Genomic DNA, 15894 nt, shown 5'->3' on the forward strand with positions numbered 1-15894 from the left:
CTTCGATGCGTCACGGCGTTCCGGTGCGGACTAGGATGCTGTGACTGTGCCGAGGCCGCGTGTTCGCGGCATCCGATTCGAGGACAGTGATGAGTGAGTTCAGCAAGACCCCCCGCCTGGTGCTGCTTCCGGCAGTCGACGTGGCGGGAGGCAAGGCGGTCCGCCTGACGCAGGGCGAGGCGGGGACCGAGACGAACTACGGCGACCCGGTCGACGCGGCCGCCGACTGGGCCGACCAGGGCGCCGAGTGGATCCACCTCGTCGACCTCGACGCCGCCTTCGGGCGCGGTTCGAACGCCGGGATCCTGAAGAAGGTCATCCGCCAGGTCCGCGGTGTGAACGTCGAGCTCTCGGGCGGCATCCGCGACGACCGGTCGCTCGAGAACGCCCTCGAGATCGGCGCGAAGCGCATCAACCTCGGCACCGCGGCCCTCGAGAACCCGGAGTGGGCGGCATCCGTCATCGCGCAGTACGGCGAGGCCATCGCGATCGGCCTCGACGTCCGCGGCACGACGCTGGCCGCGCGCGGCTGGACCAAGGACGGCGGCGACCTCTGGCAGGTCATGGACCGCCTCGAGGAGGCCGGCGCCGCTCGCTACGTCGTGACCGACGTCACGAAGGACGGCACGCTCCAGGGCCCGAACGTCGAGCTGCTCCAGCGCATCATGGAGCGCACGCGCCGCCCGGTCATCGCCTCCGGCGGGGTCTCGAGCCTCGACGACATCGCGGCGCTGCGCCAGCTCGTGCCGCACGGACTCGAGGGCGCGATCATCGGCAAGGCGCTGTACGCGGGCGCGTTCACGCTGCCCGAGGCGCTGGATGTCGCATCGCACTGACCCGTCCGCAGACTCCGCGGGTCGTCCCTGGGCAGGACGGTCGTTCCAGGCGAACCCGCACGCGGCCGATGACGGACGGATGCCCGAGGCACTCGGCGCCGCCCTCGCGCGGTTCCGTGCGGGCGAGGGCGGCCAGGCCGACGTCGTCGCGGCGTTCGGGTCCGCGCGCCTGCTGATCCCGCTCCTCGCGGAGCTCGGCGACGGCGGCACCGAGGTGGGCGCCCACGGACATGCCGTCGACAAGAGCCAGGAGCTCTCGATCGTGACGGTCGAGGGCCCCGACGGGCGGCGGGTGCTGCCCGTGTTCGGTTCGGTCGACGCGATGGCCCGCTGGAACCCGCTCGCCCGGCCGGTGCCGGCGGACGGCGTCCGGGTCGCCCTCGCCGCCGCCGACGACGGCACCGAGCTCGTCGTGCTCGACCCAGGCTCGCCGACCGAGTTCGTGCTGCGACGGCCCGCGGTCTGGGCCGTCGCACAGCAGCAGCCGTGGCAGCCGCCGGCCGAGTCGGAATCGGTTCGAACGGCGTTCGAACGATCCGTCGGCGGCGAACTCGCCGTGCTCGGCGCCGACCTCGTCGCCGGCGATCCCGACGCCAGGCTCCGGGGACCGGAGCTCGTGGTGCGGCTCCGGCTCATCGCCGGATTGACCCGGACGGAGCTGGATGCGACCACCGCGCGCCTGGCACGACGCTGGGCTGCGGACGACGCGATCGCGACGGGCGTCGACTCGCTCGCCGTGAGGCTCGTGGCCGGGGAGGACGGGGCCGGCGACGACGCTGCGGGCGATGGCACCGCCGGGGAGGACGCGGCCGGGCGTTGACCGGGACGGCCGGTCCGGAGCAGGATCGGGTCTGCGCGCCGACGCGCGGAAGTCCAGGTGGATGATGTCCGACGAACCATCGAACGCCGATCCGGGGTCGCCTCCGCAACCGGACCCCGGCCGCTGGCCGCTCGACGACGCCCTGCTCGATCGCGCGCACCGGCACGCCGTCGAGTGGCTCGGCGGGGTCGCGGAACGGCCGATCCCGCCCCGCGCGGGCGTCGGCGAGGTCATGGATGCGCTCGGCCGGGAGCTGCCGGAGCGAGGCGAGTCCGCGGCGGCGGTCGTCGACCGACTCGCCGAGGGCGCGGAACCCGGGCTGATCGCCACGGGCTCGCCGCGGTTCTACGGCTGGGTGATCGGCGGCACCCAGCCGGTCGCGCTCGCCGCCGATTGGCTGGTGTCGGCGTGGGACCAGAACGCCGGACTGGGGATCATCTCGCCGGGCCTGGTGGCCGCCGAGGAGATCGCGGGCGCCTGGCTGCTCGACCTGCTCGGCCTGCCGGCCGAGAGCGACGTGGGGTTCGCGACCGGCGCGACGACCGCCCAGTTCGCGTGCCTCGCCGCCGCCCGAGACGAGGTGCTCCGACGCGTGGGCTGGGACGTCGAGGAGCAGGGGCTCAGCGGCTCGCCACGGATCCGCTGGCTCGCGGGCGCGGAGCGCCACGCCACGATGGACCTCGCGGCCCGCTACCTCGGCCTCGGGGCGCCGACCGTCGTGGCCTGCGACGACCAGGGCCGCCTCCGGTCCGATGCGCTGGAGTCCGAGCTCGCGCGAGGCGAGGGGCCGGCGATCGTCGCCCTGCAGGCCGGCAACATCCACTCGGGCGCCTTCGACCCGTTCGCCGAGGCGTGCCGCATCGCGCACGAGACGGGCGCGTGGGTGCACGTCGACGGTGCGTTCGGGCTGTGGGCCGCGGCATCCCCGCGCCTCGGGCACCTCACGACCGGGCTCGCCGACGCCGACTCGTGGTCGACCGACGCCCACAAGACGCTGAGCGTGCCGTACGACTGCGGCATCGCGATGGTCCGCGATGCGGCGGCGATGCGGCGCGCGCTCAGCATGCAGGCGAGCTACCTGCAGGCGACCGAGGTCGGCGCCGACCCGCACGAGCGGGTCGCCGAGCTGTCCCGACGCGCGCGCGGGGTGCCGACCTGGGCCGCGCTCCGGCATCTCGGTCGGGCGGGCGTGGCCGAGCTCGTGGACCGGCTCGCGGGCTCGGCGCGGATCATCGCCGACGGCCTCGGCGCGCTGCCGGGCGTGGAGGTGCTGAACGAGGTCGTCTTCACCCAGGTCTGCGTCGCCCTCCGGGACGACCCGACCACGGAGGCGCTGAGCCGGGCGCTGTGGGAGGACGGCGAGGTGCTCGCCATGACCTCGCGCTGGCACGATCGCTCGGTCGTGCGCTTCTCGGTGAGCAACTGGGGCACGGATGCCGCGCAGGCGCGCCGCACGGTCGCGGCGGTGGCGCGCGTGCTCGACGGGCTGCGGTCGGCCGCGGGCTGAGGAGTCGCCGAGCGTCCCGAGCGCCCGGCGTCGATGTCGGCGGCATCCGCTTGAATGGGAGGATGACCGGGGCCATCGACTCGTTCGCGCCCGCGACGCGGGCGTGGTTCACCGAGTCCTTCCACGAGCCGACGCCCGTGCAGGATGCCGCGTGGCGGGCCATCGCGGCGGGCGAGCACGCGCTCGTGGTCGCGCCCACCGGCTCGGGCAAGACGCTCGCGGCGTTTCTCTCGGCCATCGACCGGCTGCACCACGAGGGTCCGGCGGTCGACGCGGCGACGGGCGAGGTTGCGGATGGCGCGGCGCGCGCCACGCGCGTGCTCTACCTGTCGCCGCTGAAGGCGCTCGGCGTCGACGTGGAGCGGAACCTCCGTGCGCCGCTCGTCGGCATCGCCCGCACCGCGGCTGCACTGGGGGTCGACGTGCCGGAGGTCACGGTGGGCGTGCGCTCGGGCGACACCTCGCCGACCGACCGCCGGGCACTCGTGAAGCGCCCGCCCGACATCCTGATCACGACGCCCGAGTCTCTGTTCCTCATGCTCACCTCGCAGGCGCGAGAGACGCTCACCGGCGTCGAGACGGTCATCGTCGACGAGATCCACGCCCTGGCGGGCACCAAGCGCGGTGCGCACCTCGCGCTCTCGCTCGAGCGACTCGACGAGCTCGTCGCCCGGCCGGTGCAGCGCATCGGGCTCTCGGCGACCGTTCGCCCCCACGAGGAGGTGGCGCGGTTCCTCGCCGGCACGCGTCCGGTCTCGATCGTCGCGCCGCCGTCGGGCAAGCGCTTCGACCTGCGGGTCACGGTGCCCGTCGACGACCTCGGCGACCTCTCCGGCGAGGCGGGCGGGTCGGTCTGGCCGCACGTCGAGGAGGCGATCCTCGACGAGGTGCTCGCGCACCGGTCGACGATCGTGTTCGCCAACTCCCGCCGGCTCGCCGAACGCCTGACCGCACGGCTCAACGAGCTGTGGGCCGAGCGCACGGCCGAACCGGTCCCGGAGCTGGAGGTCGTCGGAACCGGCCGGCCGCCGGCCGAGCTGCCCGGCGCATCGGGCATCACGGCCGGCGCGGAGCCGATCATCGCGCGATCGCACCACGGCTCCGTGAGCAAGGAGGAGCGCGCGCTCGTCGAGGCCGACCTCAAGGCCGGCCGCCTGAAGTGCGTCGTCGCGACATCGAGCCTCGAGCTCGGCATCGACATGGGCGCGGTCGACCTCGTGATGCAGGTCGAGTCGCCGCCGTCGGTCGCGAGCGGGCTGCAGCGCATCGGCCGCGCCGGCCACCAGGTCGGCGAGGTGTCCAAGGGGCTCATGTTCCCGAAGCACCGCGCCGACCTGCTGCACTCCGCGGTCGTCGCCGAGCGCATGGTCGAGGGCGCGATCGAGCCCATGCGCATCCCCGCGAACCCGCTCGACGTGCTCGCGCAGCAGACCGTCGCTGCCGCAGCGATCGACGAGTGGGAGGTCGAGCACTGGTTCGACGTCGTGCGCCGTGCGGCGCCCTTCGGCACGCTGCCGCGCTCGGCGTTCGACGCGACGCTCGACCTGCTCGCGGGCCGCTATCCGTCCGACCGGTTCGGCGAGCTCCGGCCGCGCATCGTGTGGGATCGCGACGCCGGCACGATCACGGGCCGACGCGGCGCGCAGCGGCTCGCCGTCACGAGCGGCGGCACCATCCCCGACCGGGGGCTCTTCGGCGTGTTCATGATCGGCGACGCCGGGCCGGGGCGACGCGTCGGCGAGCTCGATGAGGAGATGGTGTACGAGTCGCGCGTCGGCGACGTGTTCGCCCTCGGCGCGACGAGCTGGCGCATCCAGGAGATCACGCACGACCGCGTGCTCGTCTCTCCGGCGTTCGGAGAGCCGGGGCGGCTGCCGTTCTGGAAGGGCGACGGCATCGGCCGGCCAGCCGAGCTCGGTGCCGCGATCGGCGCGTTCATCGGCGAGCTCGCCGCGGCCGACGAGCCGACCGCGATCGCCCGCACCGCCGCCGCGGGGCTCGACGAGCGCGCCGGCGCGAACCTCGTCCGCTTCATCGCCGACCAGCGCGAGGCGACGCGCATCGTGCCCGACGCCGAGCACCTCGTCGTCGAACGGTTCCGCGACGAGCTCGGCGACTGGCGCATCGTGCTGCACTCGCCGTACGGCATGCGCGTGCATGCGCCGTGGGCGCTCGCGGTCGACGCGCGCGTGATGGAGCGACTCGGCGTCGAGGCGCATGCCGTCGCGAGCGACGACGGCATCGTGCTGCGCATCCCCGACACGGCGGACGAACCGCCCGGCAGCGAGCTGTTCGAGTTCGACCCGGAGGAGCTCGCGCAGCTTGCGACCGAGCGGGTCGGCGACTCGGCGCTGTTCGCGTCCCGCTTCCGGGAGTGCGCCGCCCGCGCGCTGCTGCTGCCCCGGCAGAACCCCGGCCGGCGGTCGCCGCTCTGGCAGCAGCGGCAGAAGGCGTCGCAGCTGCTCGAGGTCGCGCGCGACTACCCCGACTTCCCGATCGTGCTCGAGGCCGTCCGCGAGTGCCTGCAGGACGTCTACGACCTGCCCGCGCTCACCGCGCTCGCCGAGCGCATCCGGGGGCGTCGCGTCCGGTTCGTCGACGTCGCGACCGAGACCGCGAGCCCGTTCGCGGCGAGCCTGCTGTTCGGCTACGTCGGCGCGTTCATGTACGAGGGCGACGCGCCCCTCGCGGAGCGGCGCGCGGCGGCGCTCTCGCTCGACCCCGGGCTCCTCGCTGAGCTCCTCGGCACCGTCGAGCTGCGTGAGCTCCTCGACCCGGCGGTCGTCGAGGAGACCGAGCGGATGCTCCAGCGACGTCACCCCGACCGGCTCGCCCGCGGCGAGGAGGGCGTCGCCGACCTGCTCCGCGAGCTCGGGCCGCTCACGGGCCCCGAGATCGGCGACCGGGTCGACGCGACGACGGATGCCGCGGCATCCGTCGATGCACTGGTCGCCGCCCGCCGCGCCGCACGCGTGCGGTTCGCGGGCACCGAGTGGATCGCGGCCGTCGAGGACCTCAGTCGCCTGCGCGACGCGCTCGGCGTGCCCATCCCGCCCGGGCTGCCCGACGCGTTCGGCGAGGCCGTCCGCGACCCGCTCGGCGATCTCGTGAGCCGGCACGCGCGCACGCACGGCCCGTTCACGACGACCGCCGTGGCGGAGCGGTTCGGCATCGGCTCGGCGATCGCGCACACCGCGCTCGCGCGACTCGCGGGGGAGCGCCGCCTCGTCGAGGGCGCGTTCCTGCCGCACGGCAGCGGTGCCGAGTGGTGCGACGCCGAGGTGCTGCGCCGCCTCCGCCGCCGGTCGCTCGCGGCCCTCCGGGAGGAGGTCGAACCCGTCGCCCCGCGCGAGTTCGCGCGCTTCCTGCCCGACTGGCAGCACGTCGGCGGACGACTGCGGGGAGTCGACGGCGTCGCCGCGGTGATCGAGCAGCTCGAGGGCGTGCGCATCCCCGCGTCGGCGTGGGAGTCGCTCGTGCTGCCGGCGCGTGTCGGCGACTACCGCCCCGAGTTCCTGGACGAGCTCACCGCGAGCGGCGAGGTGCTGTGGGCGGGCCAGGGCGCGCTCGCGGGCGACGACGGCTGGATCAGCCTGCACCTCGCCGACACGGCCAAGCTCACCATGCCCGCGCCGGTCGACCAGCCGCTCGACGCGATCGAGACCGAACTCCTCGCCGTGCTCGGGGGCGGCGGCGCGTACTTCTACCGTCAGCTCGCCGAGGCCGTGAACGCGACCGAGGACGCCCCCGTGCTCGACGCGCTCTGGCGGCTCGCCTGGGCCGGCCTCGTGACGAACGACACGTTCGCACCGGTCCGCGGACTGCTGCTCGGCGGGGGAGCGCACAAGACGCGTGCCAGCGCTCCGCGCGCCCGCATCCGCGGGCGCACGGTCTCGCGTCGCGTGCTCGCCCAGGCGGCCGCCGCCGCCGAGGGCGCGCGCTCGCCGCGCTCGGCCCCGCCGCGGGCGGCCGGACGGTGGTCGGTGCTGCCCGTGCCGAGCGACGCCGCCACGCCGCGAGCCCACGCGCTCGGCGAGACCCTGCTCGAGCGCTACGGCATCGTCACCCGGGGGTCGGTCATCGCGGAGGACCACCTCGGCGGCTTCGCGCTCGCCTACCGCACGCTCGCGGGGTTCGAGGAGACCGGCCGCGTGCGGCGCGGCTACTTCATCGACGGCCAGGGCGGCGCGCAGTTCGCCACGAGCGCCGCAGTCGACCGGCTGCGGCAGGCGCCGCAGGGCGGCGCGTCCGCGCTCGCCGCCACGGACCCCGCGAACCCGTACGGCGCCGCGCTCGACTGGCCCGAGCCCGTCGTCGAGCTCACGCACCGGCCCGCGCGCAAGGCGGGCGCCGTCGTTGCGATCGTCGACGGCGAGCCCGCGTTCTACCTCGAGCGCGGCGGGCGTACCGCGCTCGTCTTCACCGACGACGACGCGGCGCTGGCGCAAGGGGCGACGGCGCTCGCCGAGGCCCTCGCGCGGGCCCGCGGGGCGCGCTTCCGCGTGGAGACGGTCAACGGCGCGCCCGTGTTCGGCTCGGCACTCGACGCGCCGCTCCGCGCCGCGGGCTTCCGGGAGACGCCCCAGGGCCTCCGCTTCGAGGCGAGGGGCTGAGGTGCCCGAGGGCGACACCGTCCACCGGGCGGCGCATCGGCTCGACGCCGCGCTCGCCGGTCGCGCGGTCGTGCGGAGCGATCTCCGCGTGCCGTCGTTCGCGACGGTCGACTTCGCCGGCGAGACGATCCACTCGGTCGGCAGCAGGGGCAAGCACCTGCTGATGCGCATCGGCGACCGGGTGCTGCACACCCACCTCAAGATGGAGGGGGAGTGGCGGGTGCTCCGCGCGGGGCAGCGCTGGCCTCGACCGGCGCATCGCGCCCGCGCGATCCTCGAGACGGCGGATGCCACGGCCGTCGGCTTCGACCTCGGGCTCGTCGAGGTCTTCCCCGCCGCCGAGGAGGCCGACCGGCTCGCCTACCTGGGTCCCGACCTGCTCGGCCCCGACTGGGACGCCGCCGAGGCGGCGCGCCGCCTCGCGGATGCGCCGGAGGCGCTCGCGATCGTGGCCCTCGCCGACCAGCGCAACCTCGCGGGCCTCGGCAACGTGCTCGTCAACGAGGTGTGCTTCCTCCGCGGCATCCGCCCGGACCGGCCGATCGGCGAGGTCGACCTCACCCCGACGATCGACCTGGCTCGTCGCGTCATCCACGCCAATCGCGACCGACTCGAACGCACCACGACGGGCGACACGCGGCCCGGCCGGCGGCTCTGGGTCTACGGGCGAGCCGGTGAGCCGTGCCGGCGGTGCGGCACGCGCATCGAGCACGGGCGGTTCGGCCGCAACGACGTCGAGCTGCGCGACACGTACTGGTGCCCGCACTGCCAGCGGTGAGCCGAGGAGCACGCGACGCGCGCGAATCGAGACCTAGGAGACCGGCCCGGTCCACTTCTCGCCGGGGCCCTTGCCGAGCTCGTCGGGAATGGTCGACGCCTCGCGGAAGGCCAGCTGCAGCGAGCGGAGCCCGTCGCGCAGCGACCGCGCGTGCATGTCGCTGATCTCGGGGGCGCCCGCCGTGATGAGGCCGGCGAGCGCGTTGATGAGCTTGCGCGCCTCGTCGAGGTCGGTCTGCGATTCGGGGTCGTCGGCGAGGCCGACCTTGACGGCCGCGGCGCTCATGAGGTGCACGGCCGCCGTCGTGATGACCTCGACCGCAGGCACGTCGGCGATGTCGCGCGTGGCGTCGGCGACGGCCTGCTCGGCGCCGGCCGGCGTGCCTGCCGGGGGGTGGTCGTGCTCGGGCGCGGGCCTGGACTCGGGCGAAGTGTCGCTCACCGGGGGATTCCTCTGCTAGACTACTGCGGGCTCCGGGGCCAGTCCCCGGTACGAAAGTGGAGAGACTCCCACCCGCGCATACCGCTTCATCAAGGTTACCGGGTCGTTCGCACTCCCCTTCCCCGCTCGCGCGGGGGAGGAGCAAGGGTGCCGCATGAGCCCGCGGTGAGAATCCGCGGGGCGTCATCGCGTGGATTTCCGCTCTCGTCTTCGGGCGGCATCCGTCTCCCGAAGGGCTGGACACCAGTTCGAGTAGAGGAGACTCGCATCAGCGATCCGCGTACCAATGACCGTATCCGCGTCCCCGAGGTCCGCCTCGTGGGCCCTGGCGGAGAGCAGGTCGGCGTCGTGAAGATCGAGGTGGCACTGCGGCTCGCGCAGGAGGCCGACCTCGATCTCGTCGAAGTCGCGCCCAACTCCCGTCCGCCGGTCGTCAAGATCATGGACTACGGCAAGTACAAGTACGAGGCTGCGCAGAAGGCGAAGGAAGCCCGGCGCAACCAGGCGAACACGATCCTGAAAGAGGTTCGGTTCCGTCTCAAGATCGACAAGCACGACTACGAGACCAAGATGAAGCGCGCCGTCGGCTTCCTGAAGTCCGGCGACAAGGTCAAGGCCATGATCCTGTTCCGCGGCCGCGAGCAGTCGCGTCCCGAGATGGGCGTCCGCCTCCTGCAGCGCTTCGCCGAAGACGTGGCGGAGTTCGGCACGGTCGAGCACAACCCCACGATCGACGGCCGCAACATGGTCATGGTCATCGCGCCCCTCAAGAACAAGTCCGAGGCCAAGGCCGAGGCGAATGCACAGCGTGCTGCGGCCAAGCAGCGCCCGGCGGCGGAGGCCGAGGGCGAGGCGTCGCAGACGGCCGAGGCCCCCGAGGCCTAGGCCAGCACCGAACGTCCGCCACCTCGGTGGCGGCAGAACCAAGGAGAGAGACGAGAGATGCCGAAGCAGAAGACCCACTCCGGGTCCAAGAAGCGCTTCAAGGTCACCGGCAGCGGCAAGATCAAGAAGCAGCAGGCCGGTATGCGCCACAACCTCGAGGGCAAGTCCTCGGTGCGCACCCGCCGCCTGAACCAGGACAAGGTCGCCTCGGCGCCCGACACCAAGGTCATCAAGAAGCTGCTCGGTCGCTGAGCGACGAGACCCGGTAAGGAAGAGACACAGTCATGGCAAGAGTCAAGCGCGCAGTCAACGCGCACAAGAAGCGTCGGGTCATCCTCGAGCGCGCAGAGGGCTACCGCGGTCAGCGGTCGCGCCTCTACCGCAAGGCGAAGGAGCAGGTCACCCACTCGCTCGTCTACTCGTACAACGACCGCCGCAAGAAGAAGGGCGACTTCCGTCGCCTCTGGATCCAGCGGATCAACGCCGCTGCGCGCCAGAACGGCATCACGTACAACCGCCTCATCCAGGGCCTCGGGCTCGCGGGCATCGAGGTCGACCGTCGTATCCTCGCCGACCTCGCGGTCAACGAGCCGGCGACCTTCACGGGCCTCGTCGAGGCCGCCAAGAAGGCGCTCCCGAGCGACGTGAATGCTCCGAAGAACGCGGCGTAAGCCCGTTCCTCCCGAACGGCCCGGCACCTCGCGGTGCCGGGCCGTTCGTCGTCTCCGGGTGGGCCGGCCGGGCGGATGACGCGGTGGCGCGACGTCAGCGGGTGGCGGCGCCGCACGGCGGGGCAGCGGCGGCCTCGAGGCATCCGTCGGTAGGCTTGACGCGTGCTGGAGAACCCGAGGTCGCCGCGAGTGAGGGCCGTCGCGAAGCTCGCGAAGAAGCCGGCGCGCGTCGAGACCGGCATGTTCCTCCTCGAGGGGCCGCAGGCCGTCGCCGAGGCCCTGACGTTCCGGCCGCAGCTCGTGGTGGAGCTCTACGCGACGCCGACCGCGATCGAACGGTATGCCGACATCGGCGACACGGCGATCGACGCGGGCGTCGACGTCGAGTACGTCACCGAAGAGGTGCTGAACGCGATGGCCGACACGGTCACGCCGCAGGGCTTCGTCGCGGTCTGCCACCAGTTCCCGACCGCGGTGAAGGACGTCTTCGCGGCGCGGCCGAAGCTCGTCGCGATCCTCGAGGAGGTCCGCGACCCGGGCAACGCGGGCACGATCGTGCGCGCGGCCGACGCGGCCGGTGCCGACGCGGTCGTCTTCACGGGCCGTGCCGTCGACCTCTACAACCCGAAGGTCGTGCGCTCCTCGACGGGGTCCATCTTCCACCTGCCGGTCGCGGTGGGCGCCGAGCTCGAGGACGTGCTCGCCCGCGCCCGTGAGGCGGGGCTCACGATCCTCGCCGCCGACGTCAAGGGCGACGACCTGCTCGAGGCGCGGCGCGACGGCGTGCTCGCGCAGCCGACGGCGTGGCTCTTCGGCAACGAGGCGCACGGCCTGCCCGACGAGCGGCTCGCGCTCGCCGACCGGGTGGTCACGGTGCCGATCTACGGGCATGCCGAATCGATGAACCTCGCCACCGCGGCATCCGTCTGCCTCTACGAGAGCGCCTTCGCGCAACGCGGCTGATCCGGCCGGGCTCGAGGTAACGGAACGGTAAACCCCCCGCTCGGGCGGTGGCCGGGAAGTGCCGTTGGGCCCTAGTTTGAGGGGTATGCCGGCCGACACCGCTCCACGCACGTCGAACATCTCGGTCCGCCGGGGCGAACCCCTCGTCGTGATCGACCACGTCGACAAGTACTTCGGCGACCTCCACGTCCTGAACGACATCAACACGGTCGTCAACCGCGGCGAGGTCGTGGTCGTCATCGGTCCGTCGGGGTCGGGCAAGTCGACGCTGTGCCGCGCGATCAACCGGCTCGAGACGATCGACTCGGGCAGCATCACGATCGACGGCGACGTCCTGCCGGAGGAGGGCGCGGCCCTCGCCAAGCTCCGCGCCGACGTCGGCATGGTCTTCCAGTCGTTCAACCTGTTCGCGCACAAGACCGTGCTCGAGAACGTCACGCTCGCGCCGATCCGGGTGAAGCGGATGTCGCGAAAGGACGCCGAGGCGAAGGCCATGGAGCTCCTCGAGCGCGTCGGCGTCGCGAACCAGGCCAAGAAGATGCCGGCGCAGCTCTCGGGCGGCCAGCAGCAGCGCGTCGCGATCGCCCGATCGCTCGCCATGAACCCGAAGCTCATCCTCATGGACGAGCCGACGAGTGCGCTCGACCCCGAGATGATCAACGAGGTCCTCGACGTCATGGTCGGCCTCGCCGAACAGGGCATGACGATGATCGTCGTCACCCATGAGATGGGCTTCGCCCGCAAGGCCGCCGATCGCGTGCTCTTCATGGCGGATGGCGCGATCGTCGAGGAGGCCGCTCCGGCCGAGTTCTTCGACCACCCCAAGACCGATCGCGCGAAGGACTTCCTGTCGAAGATCCTCGCGCACTAGACCTCCGCTGCCACGAGCGGCGGGGACCCGAACGACACGAGAGATGAGGCACGACATGAGACGCAGCAGAATCGCCCTGGTCGCCGCGGCGGCCGCTTCCGCGCTCCTGTTCGCCGGCTGCGCCGGCGACGCCGGCACGCCCGGCGACGACGGCGACGACACCACGGTCGAAGAGGCGCCCGAGTTCGAGGAGGGCACGACGATGGCCGAGCTCGCCGAGGCGGGCACCGTCACGGTCGGCACCAAGTTCGACCAGCCGCTGTTCGGCCTCGTCGGCCCCGACGGCATCCCGGTCGGCTTCGACGTCGAGATCGCGAAGATCATCGCCGGCGAGCTCGGGATCGCGCCCGGGAAAATCGAGTGGGTCGAGACGGTCTCGGCGAACCGCGAGCCGTTCATCGAGAACGGCCAGGTCGACTTCGTCGTCGCGACCTACACGATCAACGACGAGCGCAAGGAGGTCGTCGACTTCGCCGGGCCGTACTTCGAGGCCGGCCAGTCGATCCTCGTGCTCGCCGACAACGAGGACATCACGAGCGAGGACGACCTCGTCGGGCAGCCCGTCTGCTCGGTCACGGGTTCGACCCCCGCCGCGAACCTCAAGGAGCTCGGCGCCGAGGTCATCGAGACCGACACGTACAGCAACTGCCTCGAGCCGCTCCGCAGCGGCCAGGCCGTGGCCGTCTCGACCGACAACGTGATCCTCGCTGGCCTGGTCGACCAGAACCCCGGTGAGTTCAAGGTCGTCGGCGAGCCGTTCACCGCCGAGCCCTACGGCATCGGCGTCATGAAGGGCGACGACGACTTCCGGAACTTCATCAACGACGTCCTCGAGGCGTCCTACGAGGACGGCTCGTACGAGGCCGCGTGGGAGGACACCGCGGGCAGCGTGCTCGAGTTCCGCGAGCCGCCGGCCGTCGACCGGTACTGATCCGCACGGAGGTCCGGGTGCCGACCGGCACCCGGACCTCCGGGTCGGGTTCCCGATCGCGTCGGCCGGGACTCCGGCCGCACACCACAGGAAGGAAGCGCGTGGACGCGGTCCTCGACAACTTCCCGCTCTACCTGCAGGGCTTCGGCACGACCGTGCTCCTGCTGGTCGTCTCGGGAATCGCCGCACTCGTCATCGGCACGCTCATCGCGGCCATGCGCATCTCCCCGGTGCCGTCGCTGCGCTGGTTCGCGACGGTCTACACCGAGCTCGTGCGGAACACCCCGCTGACGCTCGTGCTCTTCTTCTGCGCCTTCGTGCTCCCGCAGCTCGGTTCGCGGCTGGACTACGTGACCGCGGCGATCATCGGCCTCTCGGTGTACACCTCGCCGTTCGTCGCCGAGGCGTTGCGATCGGGTGTCAACGGCGTCCCGGTCGGCCAGGCCGAGGCCGCGCGCAGCGTCGGCTTCGGGTTCGCGCAGACGGTGGGGCTCATCGTCCTTCCCCAGGCGTTCCGGATGACGATCCCGCCGCTCATCAACGTCTTCATCGCCCTGACGAAGAACACGTCGGTCGCCGGCGGCTTCTTCGTCGTCGAGCTCTTCGCCGTCGGCCGCACCGTCGCGAACGCCCGCGGCGACCAGGTGATCCCGATCCTGCTCGGCGTCGCCACCTTCTACCTGCTCATCACGGTGCCGCTCGGCCTCCTCGCGGCACGACTCGAACGACGTTGGGTGGTGCAGCGATGACGAACGTGCTCTTCGACGCCCCGGGCCCGGTTGCCCGGCGCAACTCGCTGATCGCCTCGATCGTCGGCATCATCGCGATCCTCGGCGGCCTGGCCTGGGTGTTCTTCACCCTCAACGCCCCGCGCGGCGACCTGCCGGGCTACTTCGACCCGTCGCGGTGGGACATCTTCGCCGACCCGACCGTCTGGCGCTACATCTTCGTCGCCGGCGTCTGGGGCACGCTGCGCGCCGCCCTCACCGCGGCGGTGCTCGCCATCGCCCTCGGCATCGTCTTCTCGCTCCTGCGCAGCGCGCAGACCGCGTGGATCCGCATCCCCACGGCGGTCGTGCTCGAGTTCGTGCGCGGCATGCCCGTGCTGCTGATGATGCTGTTCATCCTGCTCGTGCTCAACACGGGCTCCTTCTGGGCGGTCGTCGCCGCGCTGACGCTCTACAACGGCGCCCTCATCGGCGAGGCGCTGCGCGCCGGCCTCGCGGCGCTGCCGCGCGGGCAGCGCGAGGCCGGGCTCAGCCTCGGCATGCGGCCCATGCAGTCGAAGATGCTCATCGAGTTCCCGCAGGCGTTCCGCCAGATGCTGCCGATCATCATCGCGCAGCTCGTGGTGCTCCTGAAGGACACCTCGCTCGGCTACATCGTCGGCTATGTCGAGCTGCTGCGCGTCAACATGAACCAGCTCGCGAGCTTCTACGGCAACTACTACCTGTTCTCCTTCTTCGTCGTCACGCTCGTGCTCTACCTGGCGATGAACCTCTCGCTGTCGTGGTTCGCGCGGTGGGTGGCCAAGCGCACGGCCCGCCGGACCGGGCAGAAGCCGCCGAACCCCGACCAGGAGAACGAGGAGCTGCTCATGGGGCTCGCGAAAGCGAACGCCGAGGCGCGCCAGTCCGGACAGGCAGGCGGGATGCCCTGATCGGGCATTGCGACGTCGGCGGATGAGGGTGGCGGGCCCAGACGACTAGACTCGTTCTTCGTGTCCGAGCCCCTCCAGATCACCGAACCGGCCGTCGCGGCCGCGGTCGATGCGGCCCTCGCCGCGATCGCCGCAGCGGCCGACTCCGCCGCGCTCAAGGCCGTCCGCGCCGAGCACACCGGCGAGAAGTCGACCCTCGCGCGGCTGAACGCGTCGCTCCGCGACGTCCCCAACGACCAGAAGGCCGCACTCGGCAAGCTCGTGGGCGGCGCCCGCGGCCGTGTGAACCAGGCGTTCACGGCCCGCGAGGGCGAGATCCTCGAGGCCGAGGCCGAGGCGCAGCTCGCCGCCGAGGCGGTGGACGTGACGGCGCTGCCGTCGCGCTTCACGGCCGGGGCGCGGCATCCGCTGGCGCTGCTGCAGGACCGCGTGTGCGACGTCTTCACCGGCATGGGTTGGGAGATCGCCGAAGGCCCCGAGGTCGAGAGCGAGTGGTTCAACTTCGACGCGCTGAACTTCGACGCCGACCACCCTGCGCGCGCCATGCAGGACACGTTCTTCGTCGACCCGCCCGAGGCGCACCTCGTGCTGCGCACGCACACGAGCCCGGTCCAGGTGCGATCGATGCTCGACCGCGAGGTGCCGATCTACGTCCTCGCTCCCGGACGCGTCTACCGCACCGACGAGTTCGACGCCACGCACCTGCCCGTCTTCATGCAGTTCGAGGGCCTCGCCGTCGACCGGGGCCTCACGATGGCGCACCTGCGCGGCACGCTCGACCACTTCGTGAAGTCGATCTTCGGCGACGAGGCGAAGGTACGCCTCCGCCCGAGCTTCTTCCCGTTCACGGAGCCGTCGGCCGAGCTCGACTTCTGGCACCCGACCTTCAAGGACGGACCGCGCTGGATCGAGTGGGGC

At 72.4% G+C, this 15894-nt stretch carries 15 protein-coding genes; 14 read left to right on the forward strand and 1 reads right to left on the reverse strand.

Going from position 1 to position 15894, the window contains the following annotated elements:
- The first annotated feature begins 89 nt into the window (after window positions 1-89).
- From priA to ACQ393_RS07885, 5 genes are all read left to right on the forward strand, one after another.
- Window positions 90-836, forward strand: coding sequence for a bifunctional 1-(5-phosphoribosyl)-5-((5-phosphoribosylamino)methylideneamino)imidazole-4-carboxamide isomerase/phosphoribosylanthranilate isomerase PriA (priA, locus tag ACQ393_RS07865; protein WP_430646271.1), 747 nt, complete (start codon window positions 90-92; stop codon window positions 834-836).
- Window positions 820-1656: an SseB family protein gene (locus ACQ393_RS07870; protein WP_430646272.1), complete on the forward strand. Its 837-nt coding sequence runs from the start codon at window positions 820-822 to the stop codon at window positions 1654-1656. Before priA ends, ACQ393_RS07870 begins: the two co-directional genes overlap by 17 nt.
- Window positions 1657-1720: 64 nt before the next feature.
- Window positions 1721-3163 (forward strand): pyridoxal phosphate-dependent decarboxylase family protein, encoded by a 1443-nt coding sequence (locus ACQ393_RS07875; RefSeq protein ID WP_430646273.1) that lies wholly within the window; start codon window positions 1721-1723, stop codon window positions 3161-3163.
- Between the two features lie 62 nt (window positions 3164-3225).
- The gene (locus tag ACQ393_RS07880; protein WP_430646274.1) at window positions 3226-7776 is read left to right on the forward strand and encodes an ATP-dependent helicase; all 4551 of its coding nucleotides are present in this window, start codon (window positions 3226-3228) and stop codon (window positions 7774-7776) included.
- 1 nt (window position 7777) lies between these two features.
- The gene (locus ACQ393_RS07885) at window positions 7778-8554 is read left to right on the forward strand and encodes a DNA-formamidopyrimidine glycosylase family protein (RefSeq protein ID WP_430646275.1); all 777 of its coding nucleotides are present in this window, start codon (window positions 7778-7780) and stop codon (window positions 8552-8554) included.
- A gap of 33 nt (window positions 8555-8587) precedes the next feature.
- On the opposite strand, the gene ACQ393_RS07890 is transcribed toward ACQ393_RS07885, so the two are convergent.
- Complete coding sequence (locus tag ACQ393_RS07890; RefSeq protein ID WP_430646276.1) at window positions 8588-8995, reverse strand: DUF1844 domain-containing protein; 408 nt, start codon at window positions 8993-8995, stop codon at window positions 8588-8590.
- A 267-nt stretch (window positions 8996-9262) separates the two neighbouring features.
- Between ACQ393_RS07890 and infC the strand changes: the two genes are divergently transcribed.
- From infC to ACQ393_RS07935, 9 genes are all read left to right on the forward strand, one after another.
- Window positions 9263-9880, forward strand: a complete 618-nt coding sequence (gene infC, locus ACQ393_RS07895; protein ID WP_430646310.1) for a translation initiation factor IF-3 — start codon at window positions 9263-9265, stop codon at window positions 9878-9880.
- A gap of 57 nt (window positions 9881-9937) precedes the next feature.
- Complete coding sequence (gene rpmI, locus ACQ393_RS07900) at window positions 9938-10132, forward strand: 50S ribosomal protein L35 (RefSeq protein ID WP_067949205.1); 195 nt, start codon at window positions 9938-9940, stop codon at window positions 10130-10132.
- Window positions 10133-10164: 32 nt separating this feature from the next.
- Window positions 10165-10551, forward strand: coding sequence for a 50S ribosomal protein L20 (gene rplT / locus ACQ393_RS07905; RefSeq protein ID WP_430646277.1), 387 nt, complete (start codon window positions 10165-10167; stop codon window positions 10549-10551).
- Between the two features lie 162 nt (window positions 10552-10713).
- The gene (locus ACQ393_RS07910; RefSeq protein WP_430646278.1) at window positions 10714-11514 is read left to right on the forward strand and encodes a TrmH family RNA methyltransferase; all 801 of its coding nucleotides are present in this window, start codon (window positions 10714-10716) and stop codon (window positions 11512-11514) included.
- Window positions 11515-11599: 85 nt separating this feature from the next.
- Window positions 11600-12385, forward strand: a complete 786-nt coding sequence (locus tag ACQ393_RS07915; protein ID WP_400993283.1) for an amino acid ABC transporter ATP-binding protein — start codon at window positions 11600-11602, stop codon at window positions 12383-12385.
- A gap of 55 nt (window positions 12386-12440) precedes the next feature.
- Entirely contained in the window at window positions 12441-13316 is an 876-nt protein-coding gene (locus ACQ393_RS07920; RefSeq protein ID WP_430646279.1) for a glutamate ABC transporter substrate-binding protein, read from the forward strand.
- A gap of 101 nt (window positions 13317-13417) precedes the next feature.
- A complete protein-coding gene (locus ACQ393_RS07925; protein WP_430646280.1) occupies window positions 13418-14065 on the forward strand; it encodes an amino acid ABC transporter permease in 648 nt (215 codons plus the stop codon).
- The gene (locus tag ACQ393_RS07930; protein WP_430646281.1) at window positions 14062-14976 is read left to right on the forward strand and encodes an amino acid ABC transporter permease; all 915 of its coding nucleotides are present in this window, start codon (window positions 14062-14064) and stop codon (window positions 14974-14976) included. The genes ACQ393_RS07925 and ACQ393_RS07930 overlap by 4 nt, the downstream gene beginning before the upstream one ends.
- 60 nt (window positions 14977-15036) lie before the next feature.
- Window positions 15037-15894: phenylalanine--tRNA ligase subunit alpha (locus ACQ393_RS07935; RefSeq protein WP_430646282.1), on the forward strand; the 858-nt coding region annotated here is incomplete at its 3' end.

Source organism: Agromyces sp. GXS1127 (assembly GCF_050565425.1).
GTDB lineage: Bacteria > Actinomycetota > Actinomycetes > Actinomycetales > Microbacteriaceae > Agromyces.